Consider the following 23,998-nt stretch of genomic DNA (forward strand, 5'->3'; position numbering starts at 1 on the left):
TCAAAGGCGCTCGAAACCGCGTACGCGTTCCCAATCGGTGACGGACGCATCGTATGCGGCCAGCTCCACGTCGGCCATGTTGAGGTAGTGCGCGACGACCTCCTCGCCGAGCGCCGCGCGCGCCAGCGCGCTGTCGGCGAACAGCGCGCGCGCCTCGCGCAGGGTCGTCGGGACGTGCTCGACGTCCTGCGCCGTGTACGCGTTGCCCTCGCACGCCGGCGGCAGCGCTCGCCCGTTCTCGATCCCGTCCAGGCCGGCCGCGATCAGGCCCGCGAGCGCCAGGTACGGGTTGACGTCGCCGCCCGGGAGGCGGCACTCGAAGCGCCGGCCCGGCCCGTGGCCGACGACCCGGAACGCGCAGGTGCGGTTGTCGTTGCCCCACGCGACCGCGGTCGGCGCGAACGAGCCGGCCGCGAAGCGCTTGTAGGAGTTGATGTTGGGCGCCAGCAGGAGCGTCAGCTCGCGCAGCCCCGCGATCGCGCCGGCCAGGAACGCGTCGAACGTCGCGTCGTCGTCGGCGAAGACGTTGGCGCCGGTCGCCTCGTCGGCCAGCGACAGGTGCAGGTGGCACGAGTTGCCCTCGCGCGCGTCGTACTTGGCCATGAACGTGATCGCCTGCCCGTGCTGGGCCGCGATCTCCTTCGCGCCGTTCTTGAAGACGACGTGGCGGTCGCACGTCGTCAGCGCGTCGGTGTAGTGGAAGTTGATCTCGTGCTGGCCGAAGTTGCACTCGCCCTTGGAGTCCTCGACCCGCAGCCCCGCGCCGGCCATCGCGTTGCGGATCGCGCGCAGCAGCGGCTCGACGCGCGTCGTCCCGAGGATCGAGTAGTCCACGTTGTAGCGGTTGGCCGGGGTCAGGTCGACGTAGCCCTTGTCCCACGCCTGCTCGTAGGAGTCCTCGAACAGGATGAACTCCAGCTCGCTGCCGGCGTTGGCCATCCAGCCGCGCTCGGCGAGCCGGTCGAGCTGCCGGCGCAGCACCTGGCGCGGCGACGCGACGACGTCGCTGCCGTCCTGCCAGCGGAGGTCGACCAGGCAGAGCGCGGTGCCCTCCAGCCACGGGACCGGCATCAGCGTCTCGAGGTCCGGGGCCATCACGAAGTCGCCGTATCCGCGCGACCACGACGACATCGCGTAGCCGTCGACGGTGTTCATCTCCACGTCGACCGCGAGCAGGTAGTTGCAGGCCTCGGCGCCGTGGGCGACGACCTCGTCGACGAAGAACCGCGCGTGCATGCGCTTGCCCTGGAGTCGACCCTGCATGTCGGTCAGGCACAGCAGGACCGTGTCGATCCGGCCGGCTTGCACCTCGGCGCGCAGCTCGTCAAGCGTCATGGCGGCCGAAGGTATATGCAACGCACCATTGACCGCAAACCCTCAGCCGGTCTAGGGTCGCCGCCACGGGAGATCTGTTGGCCCCGCCACGCGCCGTCATCGAGGCAGTGCAGGACCAGCTCGGCGCCTTGGCCGGCGAGCCGACGGTGCTCGGTGGCGGGATCACCAACCACAACTTCCGGGCGCGGTTCGGGGACGCGGAGGTCGTGCTGCGGATCGCGGGCCGCGACACCGAGCTGCTCGGCATCGACCGCGCCGCCGAGCATGTCGCGACGACCGCCGCCGCCCGGCTCGGGATCGCCCCCGCGGTCCTGGCCTTCGTGCCCGAGCACTCCTGCCTGGTGACCGCGTTCGTCGACGCGGTCCCGATCGCCGATCGGGCGCTGCGCGAGCCGCCGGCGCTGCCGGAGGTCGCCCGGGCGCTGCGCGCGTTCCACGAGCACGCGCCCGCGCTGCCGGTGCGCTTCGACGTCCCGGCGATCGCCCGCAGCTACCTGGCGCTGGCCCGGGAGCGCGGCGACGGGGACCGCGCCGTGCCGCCCGCCGCGTGGGACGCCGCGCGCCTGGCCGCGCGGATCGCGGCGGCGGTGGCCGGCCACCCCGAGCACGCGCTCGTCCCGTGCCACGACGACCTGCTCTGCGCCAACGTCCTGACCGACGGGCGCCGCGTCTGGCTGGTCGACTGGGAGTACGCGGGCATGGGCGACCGCTACTTCGACCTCGGGAACCTGTCCATCAACAACGGCTTCACCGAGGCGGACGACCGCGCGCTCCTGGAGGCCTACTGGGACGCGCCGTGCACGCCGCGCCGGTTCGCCGCGCTGCGGTTGATGCGCTCGATGTCCGACGTGCGCGAGGGCCTGTGGGGCGTCGTGCAGGGCGTGATCAGCGACCTGGACTTCGACTTCTCCGCCTACGCCGACACGCACCTGCGCCGGCTGACGGAGACGACCGCCGATCCCCGATTCGAAGGCTGGCTGCACGATGCCGCGACCCCGTGAGCTCCCCGACCGCGCCCGCGTCGTCGTCATCGGCGGCGGGGTGGGCGGCACGTCGATCGCCTACCACCTGGCGCAGCTGGGAGAGAAGGACGTGGTCCTGGTCGACCGCGACGAGCTGACCTCCGGCTCGACCTTCCACTCGGCCGGCCTGGTCGGCCAGCTGCGCTCCAGCGTCTCGCTCACGACCATGATGATGTACTCGGTCGAGCTGTACCGGTCGCTGGACTGCGGCTGGGTCGAGTGCGGCGGCATCCGGCTGGCCTGCACGCCCGAGCGCGAGGAGGAGGTCCACCGCCAGGTCGCGTGGGCGCGGACCTTCGGGCTGCCGCTGGAGACGATCAGCGCCGAGGAGGCCGTGGCGCGCTTCCCGCTGATGGTGCCCGACGGCGTGCGCGTCGCGTCGCTGCTGCCGACCGACGGCTACCTGGACCCGTCGCAGTTGACCTACGCCTTGGCCGAGGGCGCGCGCGAGGGCGGCGTGCGGATCTTCACGCACACGCGCGTGACGGCGATCGAGAAGTCGCCGGACGGGCGGCGCGTGGTGGCGGTCGACACCGAGTGGGGCCGCATCGCGTGCGAGCGCGTGGTCATCGCCGGCGGGATGTACGCGGCCGAGCTCGGGCGCCTGGCCGGCGTCCGCGTCCCGATCGTCCCGATGGCCCACGAGTACCTCGTCACCCAGCCGTTCCGGGACCGCACGGCGGGCGGGCGGGGGCGGACTCACCTCCCGACGCTGCGCGACCCCGACAACCTCATCTACTTCCGCGAGGAGGGCGAGGGCCTGGTGATGGGCGGCTACGAGCGCGACAGCGCGCCGTGGTCGCTGGACGAGCGCCTCGTCGACCGCATCCCGCCCGACTTCAACGGGCGCCTGCTCGAGGAGGACTGGCCGCGCTTCGAGGAGATCGCCCTCGCGTCGAAGGCGCGCGTGCCGGCGATGGAGGACGTCAAGGTCACCAAGCTGATCAACGGGCCCGAGGCGTTCACCCCCGACAACGAGTTCTGCCTGGGGGAGACCGAGGTCGACGGCCTGTTCGTCGCCGCCGGCTTCTGCGCGCACGGCCTCGCCGGCGCCGGCGGGATCGGCAAGGTCATGGCCGAGTGGATCGTCGCCGGCGAGCCGCAGCTCGACCTCTGGCGGATGGACATCCGACGCTTCGGCGCGCAGTACCGCTCACCGTCCTACACCCTGAAGCGCACCAAGGAGGTCTACGAGACCTACTACGACATCCACTACCCCAACGAGGAGCGCCAGGCCGGCCGCCCGCTCAAGGTGTCGTCGAACTACGCGTGGCACCAGGAGCACGGGGCGGCGTTCGGCGAGAAGTCCGGGTGGGAGCGGGTCAACTGGTACGCCGCCAATGAGGCCGACGGCGATCCCGGCCTGCGGCCCCGCGGCTGGGCCGGCATGCACTGGTCGCCGGCGATCGGCGCCGAGCACCGCGCCTGCCGCGAGCGCGCCGTGCTGTTCGACGAGTCGTCGTTCGCCAAGCTCGAGGTCGCCGGGCCGGGCGCCGCGGACTTCCTGGAGCGTATGTGCGACAACAGGGTCGCGCGCGACGTGGGGCGCATCACCTACACCCAGATGCTCAACGCGCGCGGCGGGATCGAGTGCGACTTCACGGTCACGCGCGTGGCGGACGACCTGTTCCAGATCGTCACCGGCACCGCGTTCGGCCAGCACGACGCGTCGTGGATCCGGCGTCATGCGCCGCGCGACGGCTCGGTCACCGTGACCGACACGACGTCGCGCTGGGCGTGCTTCGCGCTCTGGGGGCCGCGGGCGCACGACGTCCTGGCGCCGCTCACGCCCGACCCGCTGGACTTCCCCTACATGTCGATGCGCGAGATCGTGGTCGGCGACGTTCCGGTCCGCGCGCTGCGCGTGACGTTCGTCGGCGAGTACGGCTGGGAGCTGTACTGCCCGGCCGAGTACGGCGCGGCGCTGTGGCGCGCGCTCTGGGCGTCGGGCGAGCCGCACGGCCTGGCCGCCGGCGGCTACCGCGCGATCGACGCGCTGCGGCTGGAGAAGGGCTACCGCGTCTGGGGCGCCGACATCACGCCCGACGAGACGCCGCACGAGGCCGGGCTGTCGTTCTGCGTGCGCGACGACAAGGACTTCCTCGGCGCCGGCGCGCTGAGCGAGCGCGGCGGGGTGGGTGGGCCAGCATCCCGGCTGGTCTGCCTGGTCCTCGACGACCCGCGCTCGGTCGCCCTCGGCAACGAGCCGGTGGCGGTCGACGGCGCGGTCGTCGGCCGCGTCACGAGCGGGGGCTTCGGCTACACCGTCGGCGCCTCGATCGCCTACGCCTACGTGCCGACGGCGCACGCCGCTCCGGGCACCGAGGTGGCGGTGGACGTCTTCGGGACGTGGATCGGCGGTCGCGTCGCCGCCGAGCCCTTGTACGACGCGGCATCCGAACGCGTCAAAGGGGTACAGACAGGCGTAGGGACCATGCCTACCATTGGATGACCATGGCTGCCAACGCTGACACCGTCACGATCGACCGCGCCCGGATCGCCGAGCTGACCGAGCGTGAGACCGAGCGCCTCAACGAGGCCACCAAGGGCAGCGGTGAGACGTTCCGCCGCGCCAGCGAGCACCTCGCGTCGGGGGTCGCCTCCAGCTACCAGGTCCGGGAGCCGTGGCCGATCTACCTGGAGCGCGGCGACGGTCCGAAGGTCTGGGACGTCGACGGCAACGAGATGTGGGACTTCCACAACGGCTTCGGCTCGATGGTGCAGGGCCACGCGCACACGGCCATCGGCAAGGCGCTGGCCGACCGCTACGCGCTGGGCACCCACTTCGCCGCGCCGACCGAGGACGCGATCGTCGTCGGCAACGAGCTCGCCGCGCGCTGGGGCCTGCCGAAGTGGCGCTACACGAACTCCGGCTCGGAGTCGACGATGGACGCGATCCGGATCGCGCGCGCCGCGACCGGCCGCGACGACGTCCTGAAGATCTTCGGCAGCTACCACGGCCACCACGACACCGTCATGGTGTCGATCGGCGTCGAGTACGACAAGATCGGCGACCACGACCACCCGGTCTCGCTGGCCTACGGCGGCGGCATCCCGCAGTCGACCGTCGACCACGTCTTCGCCGTGCACTTCAACGACGCCGAGTCGATGGAGCGCCGCATCGTCGAGCTCGACCAGGACGGCCGCAAGCCCGCCTGCGTGATCATGGAGCCGGCGATGATGAACCTCGGCGTCGTCCTTCCGGAGGACGGCTACCTCGAGGCCGTCCGCGCGATCACGGCCAAGCACGGCATCGTGCTGATCTTCGACGAGGTCAAGACCGGCCTGACCGTCGCCGCCGGCGGCGCCACCGAGAAGTACGGCGTCCTGCCCGACATGGTCACGCTGGCCAAGGCGCTCGGCGGCGGCCTGCCGACCGGCGCGATCGGCATGAACGAGGAGATGGCCAGGGTCGTCGAGGACGGAACCGTCTACCAGGTGGGCACCTACAACGGGAACCCGCTCGGCATGGCCGCGACGCGCGCCAACCTGCTCGAGATCCTCACGCCCGAGGGCTACCAGCACCTCGACCACCTCAACGACCGCCTGCTCGGCGGCTGCGAGGGCGTCATCGAGAAGTACAACCTGCCCGGCTACGCCGTCGGCATCGGCTCCAAGGGCTGCGTCACGTTCGCGACGACCAAGATCATCGACTACGAGACGTTCAAGGCCCAGCAGGACGCCGCGCTCGCCGAGCTGGCCTGGTTGTACAACATGAACCGCGGCATCTTCATGACGCCAGGCCGCGAGGAGGAGTGGACGCTGTCGGTCACGCACACCGACGAATCGGTCGATGCGTACATCGGTGTGTTCGATGAGATGGCAAAGGACCTCACCGCGTAGGTAGAGTCCAGGGTCTTCCGCGAAAAGTCACCACCGAAGGCCGGCGAGCATCCCGTCGGCCGCCTGGAGCGCCGGCGACGCGCCGGCCTCCAGGGTGGTGACCTTCGCGTCGGCGGCGACGGCCGCCTCCACGGCGCGCTCGGGCACGCGCTGGAAGCGGTCGCCGCGCATCAGCTGCTCCGCGATCTCCGAGAGCGGCGACTCCGCCGGCCGGTGGTACGGGTCGAGCACGAGGTGATCGACCTGGCCCAGCGCCAGCGCCGACAGCACGGCCGCGGGGCCGACCGCGGCCTGCGGGCCGTCGGCCTGCAGCGCGTCGACGGCCGCGAGCGCCTGGCGGCGGTGGAGGTCCTCGATCGCCGGCTCCAGCCGCTGGGCGATCTCGGTCTCGTGGGCGTCGACGGCGTTGAGCGGCAGCTCGGCGACGACGCGCTCGGCGACCGCGGGCGGCAGGTGGTGGCGGAAGCGGTGCGCGGTCGCGCGCTCGGCGGCGACGACCACCCGCTCCCACCCGCGTTGCTGGAGGCGCTGGGCGGTGGCCTCGGCGGCCGTCGCGAAGAAGCGCTCGCGGTGCTCTTCGAGGCGGTCCTCGACCTGCTCGACGTGGGTCGTCCCGCTGCGGCCGCCGCGCCCCGACGCTGGCCCGCGGTAGGGCTTCCAGCCGTCGCCGTCGAGGTCGAAGACCTCCTCGCCGGCCTCGTCGAAGTGGCCGTGCGCCCAGTGGACGAGGCGGACGCGCTCGCCGGAGACCAGGACGATGCCGACCGGCCGGGAGTGGTCGAGCAGCTCGACCAGCGGCGCGATCACCGGCTGCTCGGCGAAGGCGACGAGCGAGTCGCGCACGGCGACCTGGAGCACGTAGCGCTCGTCGAGCGTGCCGTCGAGGTCGAGGAACCACACGAGGCTGCGGCCGCGGTTGGCGTGGCTGAGGCCGTCGAGCTCGGCCTCGACCTCGGCGCGCAGGGCGCGCCAGCGCAGGCGCGCGTCGCGGTCCTCGTTCGCGTCCAGCGCGGCCGTCACGTCGCGCAGCCCGTTGCGGGCGACGACGAGCCACGCCGGGGTCTGCGCCGTGTTGGCCACGACCCGCGGGTCGGTCTGGAGGTAGATGCTGACGGTCGGCCGGCGCTCGGCCGGTCGCGCGAGGGCGTGCAGGGTCGCGTCGTCGGGGGCATCGACGCGCCAGGGGGTGCGGGCGAGCTCGGCCATGGCCCCGACGCTACGCCCCGGATCCGCGCGCGCCATCACCCGTGGCGGGTGAGGCGCCTCCGCGTCACGCCCGGCGGCGGGTGTAGGCGTTGGTCGCGGCGAGGATCGCGGCGGTCAGCAGGAGGCAGAGCGCGGTGGCCGCGAGCTCGTCGCCGCCGAGCCGGCGCGGTGGCTCCTCGCTCAGCCGCTGAGCGGCGGCGACCGGTCCACCGAAGACGCCGAGCGAGGGGCCGACCGCGAGCAGGAGCAGGAGCGCGCCGAGGGTCGCGGCCGCGGCGGTCGCGCGGCGCGTCACGCGCGGCGGCGCGAACGCGACGCCGACCGCGCCGCCGAAGGCCGCCGCCGCGAGGTGGGCGAGCACGGCCCCGGCGAGGTCGGCGGCGTGGGGCGTGCGGTCGAAGACGTGCTCGACGACGCTGCCGAGGACGAGCGGATAGCCCACGAACAGGACGGTCAGCGCGATCGCCACGGCCACGATCAGCAGCGCGTCGGCGCGCTCGCGGCCGCGGCGGCCGCCCATCGCGACGGTCGCGATGTCGGCCTGGGCGGCGGGCTCGACGGCGAGGATCGCACCGACGAGCCAGGCGCTCAGGGCGGCGGCGAACGCGGCCGTGAGGCCGTAGGCGCCGCCGACCTCGTTGCGGGGCCCGGCGTAGGTGCCGACGACCGTGAACACGCAGGCGGCCAGCGGGATCAGCGGCGCGCGGGTGCGGGCGGCGGACACGAAGAGGTAGCGCACCGTGCTCACGGCGCCACCCGCTCGATGTGCCAGCCCTCGTCGAGCAGCGCGCGGAGTCGGGCGTCGACGGCGTCGGCGGGGACGTCCTGCGCGGCGCGGCGGCCGTCGGCGTGGGACGCGACGACGCGGACGGTGGCGCGCCGCTCCGCGGGCGGGGCGTCCGGGGCGGCGCGCCCGTCGGCGAGGTGCACGGTCGCGGTCGGCGCCAGGCGGCCGCGCATCGCCCCGTCGTGGTCGGTGAGGAGCACGGCGGCGCCGCCGGCCGCCAAACGGTCGCCCAGGCGCGCGGCGAGCCAGTCGCGGGCGCCGGCGTCCAGGCCGGTGAACGGCTCGTCGAGCACGAGCACGTCGGCGCGGCAGTGGACGGCGTCGAGCAGCGCGAGGCGCTGGAGCATGCCCTTGCTCAACGTCGCGCTGGGCGCGTGGAGGACCGCCGGGTCCAGCCCGGTCGCCGCCGCCTCGGCGCGCCAGTCGACCGGCGGCGCGCCGTGCAGGCGCCGCATCGCCTCCAGCCACTCCGCGCCGCGCAGGGCGGGCGCGAGGCGCAGCTGCTCCGGGACGAACGCGCAGCGGCCGGTGCGCCGGACCGCGCCGCGGCGCGGCGGCGCGAGCCCGACGGCCGTGCGCAGCAGGCTCGTCTTGCCCGAGCCGTTGGCGCCGGTGAGGTGCATGGCGTCGCCGCGGTGCAGCGCGAGGTCGACGTCGGCCAGGACCGTCCGGCGGCCACGCCGGACGCTCACCGACCGCAGTTCGAGCAGGGCGTCGCCGGTCACGCGTCGACCCTAGCTCCCGCGCGAGCCACTAGGGGCGACGCGTCATGTCCATCGTCCAGTTGACATCCCAGGTCGAGCCGCCGTCGTAGGAGAACGCCTGCTCCCAGCGTGCGCGGTCGTCGGCGTCGCGGGTCCACACGAAGCGGACGTCGAGCGGGGAGCCGTCGGCGTCCTGCACCGTCGCGAGGAAGAGGCCGGTGTCGCCGTCCCAGCGGCCGACCATCGGGACGAAGTCCGGCTCGGCGTAGTTGGAGAGCCAGATGATCGACCAGGTGTCGGCGACCGCGTCATAAGCGCGAACGGTCACGGCCTTGACGTGGCCGCGGCCGGGGAAGTCCGGCGCGTCGTAGTGGTCGAGCTGGACGAGGTCGTCGACGCACATCGACACGCTGCAGGTCGCGGGGAACTCGTCCCAGATGCCGGCGGCGTGGCGCCGGCGGTTGGCGACGTCCCACTCGCCGGCGTAGAACGCGAAGTCGTTGGCGGCGGACGGGCGGGCGGTGATGATCTCGATCATGGGCCGCGAGGCTACGCCGCGAATAGGGCGGTTTCCGTCCTATAAGGTGGTGGGCGATGTCGCGCCCGGCCACGCGGTTGTTGGGGTTCTTGGAGCTGCTCGAGGCGCGGCCCGCGGTGACCGGCGCCGAGGCCGCGCGCGCGTTGGGCGTGGACGTCCGGACCGTGCGCCGCTACGTCGACGCGCTGCACGAGCTCGGGATCCCGGTCGACGGCCAGCGCGGCGCCGGCGGCGGCTACCGCCTGCGGCCGGGCTACCGGATGGCGCCGTTGATGCTCGGCGACGACGAGGCGACCGCGGTCGTCGCGGGCCTCGTCGCGACGGAGGGCCTCGGGCTCGTGGGGGCCGAGCCCGCGCTGGCGAAGGTCCGGCGGGTGCTGCCCGCGGCGCTGCGCCGGCGCGCCGAGGCGCTGGAGGGCGCGCTGGCCTTCGCCGACCGCGCGGGCGTCTCCGCGGTCCCGCCGGTAGGCGAGACCCTGCTGGTGCTGGCCGACGCGGCGCGCCGGCACCGGCGGGTGGCGGCGACCTACGCGCCCGCGTCGGGCGGCGCGCGGCGGCGCGAGCTCGACCCGTTCGGCGTCGTCGTGCACGGCGGCCGCTGGTACGTCAGCGCGCGCGACGCCGAGAGCGGGGAGACGCGGACGTTCCGCGTGGACCGCTGCGCCGACGTCGTGCTCGGCGCCGTGGTCGACCCGCCGCCGCCCGGCTTCGACGTCGTCGCCACCGTCGCGCGGTCGCTCGCCCGCGTCCCCTACGCGTGGGCCGTCGAGGTCCGGCTGCGCGCGCCCGCCGCCCGCGTCCGCGAGCGGATCCCGGCCACGATCGCCGAGCTGACGCCCGACGGCGACGACGCCTGCGTGCTGCGGATGCGCTCCGACTCGCTGCGCTGGGTCGCCGAGGTGCTCGCCTCGCTGGGCTGCGCGTTCACCATCATGTTGCCCGACGAGCTGCGCTCGGAGGTGCGCGCGGTCGCGGCGCTGCTGGTCGACTCGGCCGGCGGCTAGTCGCTAGCCGCCGCGCAGCTGGGCGCGGCGGATCTTGCCGCTCGACGTCTTGGGCAGGTCGTCGGCGAAGTCGACGATCCGCGGGTACTTGTAGGGCGCGGTCAAGTCCTTCACATGGTCTTGCAGCTCGCGCGCGAGCGTGTCGGAGGGCGCGTGGCCGTCGCGCAGGACGACGATCGCCCGGACGACCGAGCCGCGCTCGTCGTCGGGCGCGGCGACGACCGCGGCCTCGGCGACGGCGGCGTGGGCGATCAGCGCAGACTCGACCTCGAAGGGGCCGATGCGGTAACCGGCCGAGATGATGACGTCGTCGGTGCGGCCCTCGAAGAACAGGTAGCCGTCGGGGTCCATCACCACGCGGTCGCCGGTGCGCCACGGCCCGTCGCCGGCGCCCGCCGGCGCCGCGTCGCCCAAGTACCCCAGGAAGAACGTCGGGACCGTGGCGGGGTCGGCGACCAGCTCGCCGTCGTCGATCCACAGCTTCACGCCCGGCAGCGCGCGGCCCATCGACCCGGCGCGCGCCGGCGCGCCCTCGAGGTTCCCGGTCATCTGCCCGGTCTCGGTCTGGCCGTAGCCGTCGCGGATCTCCAGCCCGGTCGCCGCGCGCCACACCTCCAGCACCTCCGGGTTGAGCGCCTCGCCGGCGGCGACGAGCGCCCGCAGGTCGGCGAAGCGCCGCAGCGCGACGCGCTTGGCGATGACGCGGTACTCGGTCGGCGCCATGCACAGGACGTTGACGCGCTCGCGCTCGAGGAGGTCGAGGCGCTCGGCCGGGTCGAAGCGCGCGTCGTGCAGCAGCGCCGCCGCGCCGCGCAGCCACGGCGCGATGAAGACGTTGCGCGCCGACTTGCTCCAGCCGCTCGCGGCCGTGCACCACACGAGGTCGCCGGGCCGCGCGGCCAGCCAGTGCTCGGCCTGGAGCCGCTGCCCGTCGAGGTAGCGCTGGCCGTGCAGGACGGCCTTGGGCTCGCCGGCCGTGCCGCTGGTGAACGTGATCAGGCAGGGGTCGAGCGCGTCCAGGTCCGCGGGGTCCGGCACCGCGCCGGCGGCGGGCGCCGGCCAGTCCATGACGCCCGGGCCCCAGATCGTCGGCCCGTCCCAGCCGGCCTGCTCCAGCACCTCCGCGTTGCGCCCGTCGGCGATCACCGCGGCCGGCCGGGCGACCGCCAGGCGCAACATGAGGTCCTTGGCCCGCAGCTGCTCGGTGCACGGCAGGACGACGTAGCCCTGGCGGAAGCACGCGACCATCGCGACGACCCAGTCCGGCTGGTTGCCGGCGAGCGTCAGGACGACGTCACCGCGCCGCACGCCGTGGCGGTCCAGGTGCGCGGCCATCGTCCGCGCGGCCTGCGCGACCGCGCCGAACCGGTGCTCGCGCCGCGTGCCGGCCCGGTCGAGCTCGACCAGCGCCAGCGCCTCCGGGTCGGCGGCTTCCACGACGTCCACAGCGAAGTTCGCCATCGCCGGGGACCCTAGTCATCCGCCGCAGGTGAGGGCCGGTCACCCGTCGCGCCGGTCAGATGATGGCCGTGGCCGCGGAGGATCGCCCGATCGTCGTCGACGCCGGCGAGGCGCTGCGCGGCGCCTGCTGCGCGCTGCCCGGCGCGGTGGTGCTGCTGACCGTCGACACCGGCGCCGGGATGTTCTGCGCGCTGGGCGCGCTGCCGGTGGCGATGCTCGGCGTCCCGCCCGCGCGGCGCGCTGAAGCTGACGCTGGTGGGCGTGGCGTTCGCCTTGTTCTACGCCTTGGGCTCGGTCGTGGTCGGCGTCGCTGGAGACCGCGATCGGCGCGGGCCTGGCACTGCTCTTCGGTGTGTTGTTGCCACCGCTGCTCGCTCCTGTCCATCCGAGCGCGATGGGTGTACGGTCGGCACACGCATGATCGCCGACCTCCACATCCATTACCCCATGCGCGTCCTGGAGGACGTCTCGACCGCGACGACCGACGAGGCGATCCAGGGGTTGTTCATCGGGTTGCTCGGCAAGGTGCTCAGCGACCGGACGCCGACGTCGGGCTACCGCGTGACGGTCGACGGCCTGCGCGCGGGCGGCGTCGGGGTCGCGCTGTCGGTGCTCTACCGGCCGCTGGAGGAGATGGACCTGTCCAAGCGCTACGCCGCGCCGCCGGACTCCGACTACTTCGGGCTGCTCGTGAGGGACCTCCAGCGCGTCGAGGCCGAGGTGCGCCGCCACGACGAGGACGTCATCCGCCTCGCCCACGACGTCGGCGAGCTGGAGGAGGCGCTGGCGACGGGCGCGACCGCGATCGTCCACGCCGTCGAGGGCGGCTTCCACCTCGGCGACTCGCCCGACCACATCGCGGCGAACGTCGCGGAGCTGGCCGCGCGCGGCGTGGCCTACATCACCGTCGCGCACCTCTTCTTCCGCCAGATCGCGGCCAACGCGCCGGCGCTTCCGTTCCTCGAGGACGACAAGACCTACAACGAGCTCTTCCCGCAGCCGCCGGGCGTCGGGTTGACCGCGCTCGGCGAGGCCGCGGTCCGGGCGATGATGGCCAACGGGATCCTGGTCGACCTGTCGCACATGCGCAGCGACAGCGTGCTGGAGACGCTCGACCTGATGGACGCCGTGGACCCGGACCGGACCGTCCCGGTGCTCTCCTCGCACGCGGGCTTCCGCTTCGGCGCGCAGGACTACATGTTGACCGAGCCGATGCTGGAGCGCATCCGCGACCGCAACGGCGTCGTCGGCCTGATCCTCGCGCAGTATCAGCTCAACGACGGGCTGGTCGCGGGCCACACCACGACCTTCGAGCAGACCAAGGACATCATCTACCGCCACGTCGACAAGATCGCCCAGGTGACCGGCGGCTACGACCACCTCGCGCTCGGCTCCGACCTCGACGGCTTCATCAAGCCGACCGCGACCGGCCTGGAGTCCGCCGGCGACCTCGCCAAGCTCGACGCGCTCCTGCGCGAGCGCTACGACGGAGACGACGTCGACAAGATCGTCTCGGGCAACGCCGTGCGCGTGCTGCGCGCCGGCTGGGGGACCAGGGCGGTCTAGAAGCGGCCGGTGGCCGAGGCCAGCTCGACCTCGATCGCCCCGAGGCGCTCGGCGAGACGGACGGCGACGCCGGTCAGCGTCGCCAGCAGCTCCGGGTCGGCCGGGTCACGCGTCTCGCGCACCAGCTCGAGCACCGCCAGGACGCGGCCGTCGGGATGGACGACCGGGACCGTCGCCAGCGTGCCCAGCTCGGCCCAGGCGGCGGAGCGGGAGCGCGGGCAGGCCAGCATCTCCTCGGTGTCGGCCCAGTGGGCCTCGCCGGAGCCGGCGGCCGCGGGCACGAGGCCGTCCTCGAGGTGCGCGCGCCAGGCCATCGTCTCCCACGGCTCCAACCCGGACATGTAGGCCGTCCAGGTCTCCGAGCACGCGAAGGTGCCGACGCCGCCGGCGTCGTGCCAGAGCGCACCGCCCTTCCAGCCGGTCGCCGTGGCCAGCGCCTGCAGCGCGGCGCGGCCGGCGGCGCGCGGCGAGGAGGCCTTGGTCAGGGCGCGGTCGAGGTCGTCGAGCGCGTCGGGTGTGAAGCCGGGCGGCGGGCCGTCGGGCTCGGTCGGGGCGGACAAGGCGAAGGCCTTGGCCTGCGCGGCGGCGACCTCGAGCGGCGGCAGCGACGGGCGGCCGTTCGTGTACGGCGAGGTCATCACCGGCGGGATCTGCGCGATGACCTGCGCCGGCGGGACGTCGGCGAGGCGGCGCTCGGCCAGCTCGCGGGCCTCCCGCTCGGCGTCGAGCAGCGTCTGGAGCTCGTCGCGGGCGGCCAGCGCGAGGTCGAGGTCGGCGCGCAGCGTCGCCACCTCGTCGCCGACGTGCTCCTCGGCGCGGGCCAGCGCCGCGCGGGCGTCGTCGCGCGCGCCCTCGGCGTCCAGCAGCCGGCGCTCCGCGTCGTCGGCGCGCAGGTCGGCGACCTCGGCGCGGCGACGCGCCTCGGCGGCGGTGGCGTCGGCGAGGTCGGCGCGCGCGACGGCGTCGTCCAGGCGCTCGTCGGCGCCGGTCGCGGCGCGGTCGCGCAGGGCGATCGCCTCGTCGCGGGCGGCGAGGGCGCGGTCGCGCTCGTTGAACGCGGCGACGGCGTGGGCGGTGGCCTCGTCGCGCTGGGCCTCGGCGGCCGCGGCGCGCGCGCCGGCCTGCTCGGCGACGGCGTGGGCGGCGCCGAGATCGGCGACGGCCTCCAGGCGCGCTGCCTCGGCGGCCTGGGCCTGGCCGAGCGCGTGGGCGACCTGCGCGTCGGAGCGACCGGCGACGTCGGAGGCCTGGGCCAGGGCGGCCTCGGCGTCGCGGGCGCGCGCCTCGGCGGCGGCGACCCGGGCGTCGGCGTGTTCGAGGACCGACTCGGTGGAGTCGGCGCGGGCGCGCGTCTCGGCGACGGCGGCCTCGGCGGCGGCGAGCCGGTCGGCCTGGGCGGCGAGCGTGGCCTGGGCGTCGGCGGCGCGCGCCTCGGCGGCGGCCACGCGCTCGGCGTGCGCGGCCTCGGCCTGCGCCACCTGCTCGGCGAGCGCGTCGCGCTGCGCGGTGATCGCAGAGAGATCCTCAGCGGTCGCGCTCGTTGCGGCCAGGGCGGTCTCGGCGGCCGAGAGGCGGTCGGCGAGCGCGTCGCGCTCGGCGTGCAGGTCCCACAGCGCGGCCTCGGCCTGCTCGCGCGCGGCGTGGGCGACCGCGACCGCCTCGGCCTCGCCGGCGTCGGCCGCGGCGCGGGCGGCGTCGCGCTGGGCCTCGGCGGCCTGCAGCGCCTCGATCGCCTGCGAGCGCGTGTGCTCGGCGGCCTCGCGCCGGGCGACGGCCTCGTCGCGGGCGTGCGCGGCGGCCTCGACGTCGGCGGCCAGCGCCTCGGCGCGGGCGACGGCCTCGTCGCGCGCGGCCTCGGCGGCGCGCAGCGCCTCGCCGGCGTCGCCGCGGTCGGACTCGGCGGCGTGGGCGCGCGCCAGCAGCTCCTCGCGGGCGGCGTCGGCGGCGGCCAGGCGCTGATCGGCCTCGGCGCGCACGCCCTCCAGCTCGGCCAGGCGGACGCCGGCCTCCTCGGCCGCCGTGCGATGGTGGTCCAGCGCCTCGCGGGTGCGGGCGTGGGCGTCGCGGACGCGGTCGCGCTCCAGCTCGGCGGTGCGGCGCGCCTCGCGCTCGCGGGTCAGCTCCTCGACGGCCGCCTCGCCGCCGGCGGCGACCGCGAGGGCCTCCTCCTCCAGCGACGCGGCGCGCTCGCGCTCGGCGGCGACGCGGGCGTCGGCCTCCTCGGCCAGCGCGTCGACGCGCTCGCGCTCGGCGGCCAGGCGCGCGTCGGCGGCGGCCAGCGCGTCCTGCGCGGCGGCCAGCTCGCGGCCGAGCGACTCGGCGCGCTCGCGGGCGTCGACGACCGCCGACTCCGCGGCGGCGGACTTCTCGCGCTCGGCGTCCAGCGCCAGGGTCAGGCGCTCGCCGTCGGCGACCGCGGAGCGGGCCTCCTCCAGCTCGCGCAGCAGCGTCTCGGTGCGGTCGTTGGCGGAGCCGAGCGCGCGCTCGAGGTCCTCGCGGCGCGCGTCGGCGGAGGCGGTCGCCTCCTGCGCGGCGCGGGCGGCGTCCTGCGCGGCGGTCAGCTCGCTGCCGAGCCACTCGGCGCGGCCGCGCTCCTGCTCCAGCTCGCGGGCGGCGGCGTCGTGGCGCTCGCGCAGCCCGTTCAGCTCGGCGACCAGCTCCTCGCGGGAGCCGATCGTCTGGTCCAGCAGCCGCTTGACGTCGTCGTGCGCGGCGTGGAGCGTCGTGAGCTCCTCGGCGAAGCCGTCCCGGCCGGTGACGGCCTCGTCGCGGGCAGCGGCCAGCTCGTGGACCTCGGCGCGCAGCGCGTCGCGGTCGGCGGTGAGGTCGGCGAGGGCCTCGGGGTCGGCGCCGGTGGGCGCGGCGGCCAGCGCGGCCTCGGCGTGCGCGAGCGCTTCGCCGCGCGCGTCGACCTCGCCGCGCAGGCGCTCGACCTCGGCCTCGGCGTCGCGGGCGCGGCCCTTCAGCTCCTTGCGCGAGGCCCGGACCTCGGCCAGCTCGGCCTCCAGCTCGTCGCGGCGCGCGGCGGCCTCGGCCAGTTGGGCCTCGACGCCGCCGCGGCCCTCGCGCAGGCCGGCCAGCTCGGCGTCGAGCGCGTCGCGGCGGGAGGCCGCGGCCTGCAGCTCGCCCTGCAACGCCTCGCAGCGGCCGCCCAGCTCGGCGACCTGGCGCTGCAGGTCGGCGTCGCCGGTGCGGGCGTTCTCGAGCTCGGAGGAGAGCAGCGCGGCGCGCTCCTCGGCGGTGTTGAGCTCGTGCGCGAGGTCGTCGTAGCGCGCCGTGGCCTCGGCCAGGCGGGCCTCGGCGCCGTCGGCGCGCTCGCGGGCGTCGGCCAGCTCGGTGTCGAGCGAGGAGGAGTGGTCGTTGACGGAGGCGAGCTGCGCGCTCAGCTCGTCGACGCGCGTGGCCGCGTCCTCGCGCTCGGCGGCGGCGCGCTCGGCCTCGACGCGCAGGGCGTCGAGCTCGGCGGCCGCGCGCTCCAGCTGCTCGGCCGCGGTGCGCTGGGCGATCTCGGCCTCGAGGCGCGCCTCGCGCTCGACGGCCAGGGCCTCGCGGGCGGCGAAGGCCTCGGCGTCGGCGGTCGCGCGGGCCTCCCGCTCGGCCAGCAGCTCCTCGGCGGGCGCCGAGAGCCCGGCGGTCGCGACCTGGCCGACCGAGGCCTGCAGGCGCTCGCGCTGCTGGCGTCCGGTGGCCATGTCGTCGCCGGGTGCCATGACGACGCAGATCGCCCACGGCTCGTCGCCGTCGTAGACCGGGAAGCGGCAGGCGCGCATGGCGCGGCGGCCGTCGCGGGCCAGGACGGTCTCGCGGGCGTCGAGGTGGCCGTGGGCCTCCAGCACGAGCGCGTCGAGCTCGGCGACGCGATGGGCGACGTCGGCCGGCTGCAGCGCGTTGTCGGTCTTGCCGACCAGGCGCGACGCCTCCAGCCCGACGAGGTCGGCGAACGCGGGGTTGACCGCCACGTAGCGCCCCGCGGCGTCACGGACGCACGCGGGCAGGGTCGCCTCGAGCAGGGTGTCGGCGAGGGGCCCGAGGCGCTGTGAGGCGCCCGAGCCGGGGTTGGGGCTGGATCCTTCGGTCATCCTTGACTCAGGGACCCCATCGACCCCAGAAGGTGGTTCATCGGATTCCGGAGTGCCGGTGACGGACGAACGTTCGGGCTGCCACAGGTAAACTTGTCCGTCTTCCTGACCCGGATCCCTGGAGCGACCACATGGCCGTTGAAACCAGCGTCTTCACCGACACGACCGACGAGCAGAAGGCCATCATCGAGATGGTCCGGCAGTTCGTCGACGAGCAGATCATCCCGAACGCCGAGCACTACGACGGCGCCGACGAGTACCCCGAGCCCATCGTCGAGCAGCTCAAGGAGCTCGGCCTGTTCGGCATCACCATCCCCGAGGAGTACGGCGGCCTCGGCCTCGACCTCACGACCTACGTGATGGTCGTCGAGGAGCTGTCGCGCGGCTGGATCTCGATCTCCGGCGTGATCAACACGCACTTCATCGGCAGCTACCTGCTGCTGAAGTACGGCAGCGACGAGCAGAAGTCCAAGTACCTGCCCCGCATGGCGACCGGTGAGATCCGCGCAGCGTTCTCGCTGAGCGAGCCCGAGCTCGGCTCCGACGTGCAGGCGATCAAGACGTCCGCCAAGAAGATCGACGACGGCACGTACGAGATCAACGGCCAGAAGATGTGGGTGACCAACGGCTTGATGTCGTCCTTGGTCTTCCTGCTGGTCAAGACCGATCCTGACGCCAACCCGAAGCACAAGGGCTTCACCTGCTTCATCACGGAGAAGGAAGCCGGCGTCTCGGAGAACACCGGCGAGTACGCCGGCCTGACCGTGCCCCCCAAGATCAAGAAGATGGGGTACAAGGGCGTCGAGTCCACCGAGTTGGTCTACGACGGCTACAAGGCGCCGGCCCAGCAGATCCTCGGCGGCGAGGACGCCGGGCTGAACGAGGGCTTCGCCCAGATGATGGACGCGCTCGAGGTCGGCCGCGCGAACGTCGCGGCGCGCGGCGTGGGCCTGGCGCAGCGCGCGCTGGAGCTCGCGCTGAAGTACTCGCAGGAGCGCAAGACGTTCGGCAAGCCGATCGCCCAGCACCAGGCGATCCAGTTCAAGCTCGCCGACATGGCGACGCAGCTCGACGCCGCCCGCCTGCTCACCCGGCGCGCGGCGATGATGAAGGACGCCGGCCTTCGCAGCGACATGGAGGCCGGCATGGCCAAGCTGTTCGCCTCGGAGACCGCGCACTTCTGCGCCGAGCAGTGCCTCCGGATCCACGGCGGCTACGGCTACTCCAAGGAGTACGAGATCGAGCGGATCTACCGCGACGCGCCGCTGCTGCTGATCGGCGAGGGCACGTCGGAGATCCAGCGCATGGTCATCGGCAAGAAGCTGCTGCAGCGTCACAAGATCTAGCCGACGCCCGCCCAGGCGCGGGGTTCGGTCACGGGTGTTCGCCCAGAGGGCGAGACCCGCAGCAGCGTCGGGGCGCCGAGCGATGAGCTCGGCGCCCCCCGCCGCGTCTGGGGTGGCATGACCAAGGTGCGCCGCCGGATCGCGATGTCGCTCGACGGCTGCGTCGCCGGCGGCGACGCACGTGCGCGATCGCGTGGTCCGCTAGCGTCCCGGAGGTGAGCAGCGACGCACCGCAGTTGATCCAGCAGGCCGTCACCGGCGTCGTCGAGGAGGTTCCGGCGCTCAAGCCGCTGAAGCTCGTCGTCGGCATCGACCTCCACGGGCGCGGGGACATGCAGCAGTTCCGCCTCGAGATGCCCGACATGGCGGTCACCAAGGACATCGCGGCGGACGCCCGCGTCCGGATCGAGATGCGCCGCGACTTCTTCAACCTGATGGTCGAGCACGGGGCGAAGGTCGCCGACTGGGAGCAGGCCTTCAACGAGGGCCGCGCCAAGGCCACCGGCGTCCAGCAGTACCTCCAGCTGATCGCCCGCGTGGTCGAGAAGCACCAGGAGCGCGCGCGGCTGCGCCGCGCGCACCACTAGCGCGCGGCCGCCAGCGCCGGGACCTGCTGCGTGATGCAGTGGGGGCCGCCGCCGCCGAAGGCGTGGACGACGCCCGGCACGCCGATGACCTCCTTGGCGCCGGCGAAGGCGCGCGCGATCGCGTCGAGGGCGGCGGCGTCGAGCTCCGGCTGGCCGGCGATCGGGACGACGACGAACCGCGGCCCGACGTAGAAGTTCATGTAGGACGCGACGATCTCCTCGCCCTCGACCGAGGTGTAGGCCAAGGGATCGAAGTCGATGACGTCGAGGCCGGCGGCGACCGCGATCTCGCGGTTGCGGCCCAGGTTGTCGTGGTTGGGGTTGTCGGGCGCGGCGCGCTGCAGCAGCACGGTGCCCGGCGCGGTGAAGGCGGCGATCAGGTCGACGTGGCCGTCGGTGTCCTTGTCCTCCAACAACCCCTGCTCCAGCCACACCACCTGGGTGACGCCGAGGTAGTCCCTCAGGTGCTGCTCGATCTCTCCCTTGTCCATCGACGGGTTGCGGTTGGGATGCAGCAGGCACTGCTCGGTCGTCAGCAGGACGCCGGTGCCGTCGACGGCGATCGAGCCGCCCTCCAGGATCAGCGGCGCGCGCACGACCTCGGAGCCGACGTGCTCGGTCAGCACCCGCCCGATGGCCTGGTCGTTCTCATAGCCCTCGAACTTCTGACCCCAGGAGTTGAAGCCGAAGTCCACGCCGACGCGCCGCGACGGGTCGTCGACGTGGTCGACGACGAAGATCGGACCGCTGTCGCGCAGCCACGAGTCGTCGACCGGCTGCTGGAGCACCTCGACGTTGCCGTCCAGGGCCGCGCGCGCCTCGGCGGCGTCGGCCGCGTCGCGGGCGACCATCGTCACCGGCTCGAACGCCGCGATCGCGTTCGCGACGCCTGCGCTCTCGGCCTTGGCGGCGCCCATCAGCCCCTCCCACAGCTCGGGCCGGCAGGGCCAGGCCATCAGCGTGCGCTCGTGAGGCGCCCACTCGGGCGGCATGGACAGTCCCTCGGCGGCCGGCGTCGTCATGGCGGCTGCCAGGATGCCAGCTAGGGTTCCGCCCATGGGGACAGAGGTGCGGCCCATCAGGTTCCAGAGCGTCGTGCTGGACGCGCTCGAGGCCCGCCTCGCCCGCGACGGCGGGGATCTCTCGGCGTTCGTCAACGGCGCGGTCGACCGCGCGCTGCACGGCGACGAGCAGCACCTGCGCCTCGTCCCGGACCCGTTGACCCAGGCCGAGCTCGAGGGCGCCACGGTCGCCTACCGCCGCGCGCTCCTGGCCCGCGACGTCCCGCAGGCCAGGGCGCTGGTGGACGGGCTGGTCGCCCACGGGGCGAGCATCATCGACATCTACGCCTCGGTCCTGGCCCCGGCGATGCAGGAGATCGGCGAGCTGTGGGCGCTGGACCAGGTCACGGTCGCCGACGAGCACTACGCCACCGAGGCGACCGCGCAGCTGCTCACGACGCTCGCGCCGGACCGGCGCATCGCGCCGACGCGCGGTCGGCTGGCGGTCGTCAGCGGCTCGCCCGACGAGCTGCACGCGCTCGGCGCCCGGATGGTCGCCGACCTCCTGGAGCGCGCGGGGTGGGAGGTGATCGCGCTCGGGCCGGGCGCCCCGGTCGACGCGCTCGTCGACCTCGTCACCGCCGAGTGCCCGGACGTCGTGGCGCTGTCGACCGCGACGGTCGGCCGGCTGCCGGGCGCCGAGGAGGCGCTGGCGCAGCTGCATCGCGTCCGGCCGAGGCCGGTGGTCGTCGTCGGCGGCGGGCTGTACCGCGGTCCGGTCGTGGACCTGGCGCGCGCCTGGGGCGCCGATGTCGTGACGAGCGATCTGCGCGTCCTGCTCGACACGCTGCACGAGCGCTTCCCGCCCACGACCTGACGCGCCGCGGCCCGCCCGCGCCCCTGCGGTGCGCCCCGCGCGGCGGCGTGTGCCTTCGCGGCGGGCCCGCGCGCGGCTAGGCTCCGTCGGCGATGAGGCTGCTGCCCCAGGAGCAGGACCGCCTGCTGCTCTTCCTCGCCGCCGAGCTGGCGCGCGCCCGTCGCGCGCGCGGGCTCAGGCTCAACCAGGCCGAGGCGACCGCGATCGTCGCCGACGGGATCTGCGAGCTGGCGCGCGACGGCCTGCGCTACGCCGACGTCGTCGCGGGCGCCTACGCGATCCTGGGCGAGGACGACGTCCTGGACGGCGTCCGCGCGCTGGTCCGGCGGATCGAGGTCGAGGCCGTGTTCCGCGACGGGCGCCATCTGGTCGTGGTGGAGGACCCGCTGGGGCCCGCGCCGCGCGCGGGCGACGACGCCGAGCCCGCGGCTCCGTGGCTCGACAGCGCGACCACGCGCCTGCTGGTCGTCAACGAGGGCGCCGTCCTGATCGGCGTCACCAGCCACCTGCACTTCTTCGAGACCAACCCCATGCTGCACTTCGACCGCGCCGCGGCGTGGGGGCTGCGGCTGGCGGTCCCGGCGCGCACCAAGATCTTCTTCCCGCCCGGCGAGGGCCGCGAGGTCGCGCTGGTCCCGATCGGCGGCGCGCGTGTCGTCCGCGGCCACGGCGAGCTCGTCGACGGCGCGCTGGACGACCCCGCGATCCGCGATGCCGCGCTGGCCGCCGCGCGCGAGAAGGGCTACCGCGGTGCCGAGGCGCGACCGGCCCGAGGCGGCGCGGACGCGGAAGGCGGTGGCGGTCGTGCCTGACCCCGTTCGCCTCGGCGACACCACGCTCGAGGTCGTCGCCGAGCGCGACGACGTCCACGGCCCCGACCAGCTCGTCCCGGGCTTCGGCAACACGATGCGCGACGGCCTCGGCGTCCGTGCCGATCTCGGCGAGCGGCCAGCCGACGACCCGCGGACGTCGGCGCAGGCCCGTGCCGATCTTGGCGAACGGCCAGCCGACGACCCGCGGACGTCGGCGCAGGCCCATGCCGATCTTGGCGAACGGCCAGCCGACGACCCGCGGACGTCGGCGCAGGCCCATGCCGATCGCGGCGGTGTCGAGATCGCGATCGTCGGCGGGCTGATCCTCGACCCGATCCTCGGCGTCCGCTACGCGTCGATCGGCGTGACCGACGGGCGCGTCGTGGCCGTCGGGCGCGCCGGCAACCCGGACACGATGGACGGGATCGACGTCGTCCTCGACGTCGGCACCGCCGTGCTCGACGCGACCGGCATGATCGTCACGCCCGGCGGCATCGACACGCACGTCCACTGGCTGTCGCCGCAGGTGACCGACGCGCTGCTGGCCGGCGGCGTCACGACGATGGTCTCCCAGGACTACGGCCCGATCTGGAACCTCGGCACCAACCCGGAGGCGGGGCTGAGCGCGACCTGGGCCGCGCTGGAGGACACGCCGATCAACGCGGGGCTCTTCGTGCGCGGCTCGTCGTCGCGCGCCGAGCGCGTCGAGGACGGCCTGCGCGCGGGCGGCGCCGCGCTGAAGATCCACGAGGACGTCAGCGCCGGACCGATGCAGATCCGGACCGCGCTCGACATCTGCGACCGACATGATGTCCAACTCGCGATCCACACCGACGGGCTGAACGAAGTCCTGGACGTCGAGGGCACGCTCGCCGCGTTCGCGGGCCGCAGCGTCCACGCGTTCCACGTCGAGGGCGCCGGCGGCGGCCACGCGCCGGACCTGCTCAAGCTCGCGGGCCGCGAGCGGATCCTGACGTCGTCGACCGCGCCGACGGTGCCGTTCGGCGTCGACACCGCCGCCGAGCACGAGGCGATGGTGGCGGCGGTCCATGTCCTTCAACCGGGTGTCGTGCACGGCGACCGCACCGCGGCGCGCGCCCGCGTGCGGCCGGCGACCATGGCGGCCGAGGGCGTCCTGCACGACCTCGGGATCATCCACATGCTGTCGAGCGACTCGCAGGGGATGGGGCGCGCCGGCGAGGTCGTGCGGCGCGCGTTCCAGAACGCCGACGTGATGAAGCGCGTGCGGGGGACCGCCGGATACGGCGGCCTCGCCGACAACGAGCGCGTCCTGCGTCATCTCGCCAAGGTCACCATCAACCCGGCGATCACGCACGGCCTGTCGCACGACGTCGGCGCGCTCACGCCCGGCCGCGTCGCCGACTGCGTCTTCTGGCTGCCGCAGTTCTTCGGGGTCCGGCCCGAGCTGGTGGTCAAGATGGGCGTGGCGGCCTGGGGCGCGTCCGGCGACCCCGACGCCACCACCATGGTCTGCGAGCCCGTCGTGGTCCAGCGCCAGATCGGCGCCCACGGTCGCGCGGCGGCGCGGCTGTCGCTCGCGTTCACCGCCGCGGCGGCGCAGGACACCGAGCTGCCGACCGAGCGCCGGCGCTCGACCGTCCACGGCACCCGCGACGTCGGCGCCGCCGACATGGTGCGCAACGACGTCCGAGCCGAGGTCGACGTCGCGCCCGACGGCTCCTGGGTCACGGTCGACGGCGAGCGGATCGGCATCGAGCCGGTCGACGAGGTGGCGCTGTCCTGGAAGTACCTGCTCGGCTGACGTTCGTCGAGCGCGCTGAAGATCGGGGGCCGGCCGGCCGATCACCG

18 protein-coding genes are annotated in these 23,998 nt (G+C 74.4%); 10 read left to right on the forward strand and 8 right to left on the reverse strand.

What is annotated here, in order from left to right:
• On the reverse strand, positions 1-1,335 hold the full coding sequence (locus DSM104299_RS09295; protein ID WP_272477017.1) for a glutamine synthetase family protein: 1,335 nt from the start codon (positions 1,333-1,335) through the stop codon (positions 1-3).
• Between the two features lie 77 nt (positions 1,336-1,412).
• Here DSM104299_RS09295 and DSM104299_RS09300 point away from each other — a divergent pair, with 77 nt between their 5' ends.
• The 3 genes from DSM104299_RS09300 to DSM104299_RS09310 are packed head-to-tail and all read left to right on the forward strand — an operon-like array spanning position 1,413 to position 6,200.
• The gene (locus DSM104299_RS09300; protein WP_272477018.1) at positions 1,413-2,336 is read left to right on the forward strand and encodes a phosphotransferase; all 924 of its coding nucleotides are present in this window, start codon (positions 1,413-1,415) and stop codon (positions 2,334-2,336) included.
• Positions 2,320-4,809, forward strand: a complete 2,490-nt coding sequence (locus DSM104299_RS09305) for a GcvT family protein (protein WP_272477019.1) — start codon at positions 2,320-2,322, stop codon at positions 4,807-4,809. The genes DSM104299_RS09300 and DSM104299_RS09305 overlap by 17 nt, the downstream gene beginning before the upstream one ends.
• A 2-nt stretch (positions 4,810-4,811) precedes the next feature.
• Positions 4,812-6,200, forward strand: coding sequence for an aspartate aminotransferase family protein (locus DSM104299_RS09310; protein WP_272477020.1), 1,389 nt, complete (start codon positions 4,812-4,814; stop codon positions 6,198-6,200).
• A 27-nt stretch (positions 6,201-6,227) separates the two neighbouring features.
• Here DSM104299_RS09310 and DSM104299_RS09315 read toward each other — a convergent pair whose 3' ends face one another.
• The 4 genes from DSM104299_RS09315 to DSM104299_RS09330 all read right to left on the reverse strand — a co-directional run bounded on the left by DSM104299_RS09315 (position 6,228) and on the right by DSM104299_RS09330 (position 9,435).
• A complete protein-coding gene (locus DSM104299_RS09315; RefSeq protein ID WP_272477021.1) occupies positions 6,228-7,406 on the reverse strand; it encodes a VLRF1 family aeRF1-type release factor in 1,179 nt (392 codons plus the stop codon).
• 64 nt (positions 7,407-7,470) lie between these two features.
• On the reverse strand, positions 7,471-8,154 hold the full coding sequence (locus DSM104299_RS09320) for a hypothetical protein (protein ID WP_272477022.1): 684 nt from the start codon (positions 8,152-8,154) through the stop codon (positions 7,471-7,473).
• Complete coding sequence (locus tag DSM104299_RS09325) at positions 8,151-8,918, reverse strand: ABC transporter ATP-binding protein (RefSeq protein ID WP_272477023.1); 768 nt, start codon at positions 8,916-8,918, stop codon at positions 8,151-8,153. The genes DSM104299_RS09320 and DSM104299_RS09325 overlap by 4 nt, the downstream gene beginning before the upstream one ends.
• 28 nt (positions 8,919-8,946) lie before the next feature.
• Positions 8,947-9,435, reverse strand: a complete 489-nt coding sequence (locus DSM104299_RS09330) for a hypothetical protein (protein WP_272477024.1) — start codon at positions 9,433-9,435, stop codon at positions 8,947-8,949.
• 56 nt (positions 9,436-9,491) lie between these two features.
• Here DSM104299_RS09330 and DSM104299_RS09335 point away from each other — a divergent pair, with 56 nt between their 5' ends.
• On the forward strand, positions 9,492-10,439 hold the full coding sequence (locus DSM104299_RS09335) for a helix-turn-helix transcriptional regulator (RefSeq protein WP_272477025.1): 948 nt from the start codon (positions 9,492-9,494) through the stop codon (positions 10,437-10,439).
• 3 nt (positions 10,440-10,442) lie between these two features.
• Here DSM104299_RS09335 and DSM104299_RS09340 read toward each other — a convergent pair whose 3' ends face one another.
• Positions 10,443-11,900 carry an acetate--CoA ligase gene (locus tag DSM104299_RS09340; RefSeq protein WP_272477026.1) on the reverse strand — a complete coding sequence of 486 codons (1,458 nt, stop codon included), beginning with the start codon at positions 11,898-11,900 and terminating at the stop codon, positions 10,443-10,445.
• 417 nt (positions 11,901-12,317) lie between these two features.
• On the opposite strand from DSM104299_RS09340, the gene DSM104299_RS09345 reads away from it, so the two are divergent.
• Positions 12,318-13,466, forward strand: coding sequence for a dipeptidase (locus tag DSM104299_RS09345; RefSeq protein ID WP_272477027.1), 1,149 nt, complete (start codon positions 12,318-12,320; stop codon positions 13,464-13,466).
• On the opposite strand, the gene DSM104299_RS09350 is transcribed toward DSM104299_RS09345, so the two are convergent.
• The gene (locus DSM104299_RS09350) at positions 13,463-17,545 is read right to left on the reverse strand and encodes a PAS domain-containing protein (protein WP_272477028.1); all 4,083 of its coding nucleotides are present in this window, start codon (positions 17,543-17,545) and stop codon (positions 13,463-13,465) included. The two genes, DSM104299_RS09345 and DSM104299_RS09350, sit on opposite strands and share 4 nt — an antisense overlap.
• 131 nt (positions 17,546-17,676) lie before the next feature.
• Between DSM104299_RS09350 and DSM104299_RS09355 the strand changes: the two genes are divergently transcribed.
• Both DSM104299_RS09355 and DSM104299_RS09360 read left to right on the forward strand, forming a co-directional pair.
• Complete coding sequence (locus DSM104299_RS09355; protein WP_272477029.1) at positions 17,677-18,891, forward strand: acyl-CoA dehydrogenase family protein; 1,215 nt, start codon at positions 17,677-17,679, stop codon at positions 18,889-18,891.
• A gap of 215 nt (positions 18,892-19,106) precedes the next feature.
• Positions 19,107-19,478 (forward strand): hypothetical protein, encoded by a 372-nt coding sequence (locus tag DSM104299_RS09360; RefSeq protein ID WP_272477030.1) that lies wholly within the window; start codon positions 19,107-19,109, stop codon positions 19,476-19,478.
• On the opposite strand, the gene DSM104299_RS09365 is transcribed toward DSM104299_RS09360, so the two are convergent.
• Positions 19,475-20,500: an agmatine deiminase family protein gene (locus DSM104299_RS09365; RefSeq protein WP_272477031.1), complete on the reverse strand. Its 1,026-nt coding sequence runs from the start codon at positions 20,498-20,500 to the stop codon at positions 19,475-19,477. The genes DSM104299_RS09360 and DSM104299_RS09365 overlap by 4 nt on opposite strands.
• 34 nt (positions 20,501-20,534) lie before the next feature.
• Between DSM104299_RS09365 and DSM104299_RS09370 the strand changes: the two genes are divergently transcribed.
• The 3 genes from DSM104299_RS09370 (at position 20,535) to DSM104299_RS09380 (ending at position 23,951) form a co-directional block, all read left to right on the forward strand.
• A complete protein-coding gene (locus DSM104299_RS09370; RefSeq protein ID WP_272477032.1) occupies positions 20,535-21,356 on the forward strand; it encodes a cobalamin B12-binding domain-containing protein in 822 nt (273 codons plus the stop codon).
• Between the two features lie 92 nt (positions 21,357-21,448).
• Complete coding sequence (ureA, locus tag DSM104299_RS09375; RefSeq protein ID WP_272477033.1) at positions 21,449-22,168, forward strand: urease subunit gamma; 720 nt, start codon at positions 21,449-21,451, stop codon at positions 22,166-22,168.
• Positions 22,161-23,951 (forward strand): urease subunit alpha, encoded by a 1,791-nt coding sequence (locus DSM104299_RS09380; protein WP_272477034.1) that lies wholly within the window; start codon positions 22,161-22,163, stop codon positions 23,949-23,951. Before ureA ends, DSM104299_RS09380 begins: the two co-directional genes overlap by 8 nt.
• Positions 23,952-23,998: the final 47 nt, after the last annotated feature.

The sequence above is a fragment of the Baekduia alba genome, assembly GCF_028416635.1.
GTDB lineage: Bacteria > Actinomycetota > Thermoleophilia > Solirubrobacterales > Solirubrobacteraceae > Baekduia > Baekduia alba.

Coding starts and splice junctions, on each gene's coding strand:
- DSM104299_RS09335 (WP_272477025.1), top strand. CDS start 9,492: ATGTCGCGCCCGGCCACGCGGTTGTTGGGGTTCTTGGAGCTGCTCGAG.
- ureA (WP_272477033.1), top strand. CDS start 21,449: ATGAGGCTGCTGCCCCAGGAGCAGGACCGCCTGCTGCTCTTCCTCGCC.
- DSM104299_RS09340 (WP_272477026.1), bottom strand. CDS start 11,900: ATGGCGAACTTCGCTGTGGACGTCGTGGAAGCCGCCGACCCGGAGGCG.
- DSM104299_RS09350 (WP_272477028.1), bottom strand. CDS start 17,545: ATGACCGAAGGATCCAGCCCCAACCCCGGCTCGGGCGCCTCACAGCGC.
- DSM104299_RS09310 (WP_272477020.1), top strand. CDS start 4,812: ATGGCTGCCAACGCTGACACCGTCACGATCGACCGCGCCCGGATCGCC.
- DSM104299_RS09355 (WP_272477029.1), top strand. CDS start 17,677: ATGGCCGTTGAAACCAGCGTCTTCACCGACACGACCGACGAGCAGAAG.
- DSM104299_RS09330 (WP_272477024.1), bottom strand. CDS start 9,435: ATGATCGAGATCATCACCGCCCGCCCGTCCGCCGCCAACGACTTCGCG.
- DSM104299_RS09365 (WP_272477031.1), bottom strand. CDS start 20,500: ATGACGACGCCGGCCGCCGAGGGACTGTCCATGCCGCCCGAGTGGGCG.
- DSM104299_RS09315 (WP_272477021.1), bottom strand. CDS start 7,406: ATGGCCGAGCTCGCCCGCACCCCCTGGCGCGTCGATGCCCCCGACGAC.
- DSM104299_RS09295 (WP_272477017.1), bottom strand. CDS start 1,335: ATGACGCTTGACGAGCTGCGCGCCGAGGTGCAAGCCGGCCGGATCGAC.
- DSM104299_RS09305 (WP_272477019.1), top strand. CDS start 2,320: ATGCCGCGACCCCGTGAGCTCCCCGACCGCGCCCGCGTCGTCGTCATC.
- DSM104299_RS09345 (WP_272477027.1), top strand. CDS start 12,318: ATGATCGCCGACCTCCACATCCATTACCCCATGCGCGTCCTGGAGGAC.
- DSM104299_RS09370 (WP_272477032.1), top strand. CDS start 20,535: ATGGGGACAGAGGTGCGGCCCATCAGGTTCCAGAGCGTCGTGCTGGAC.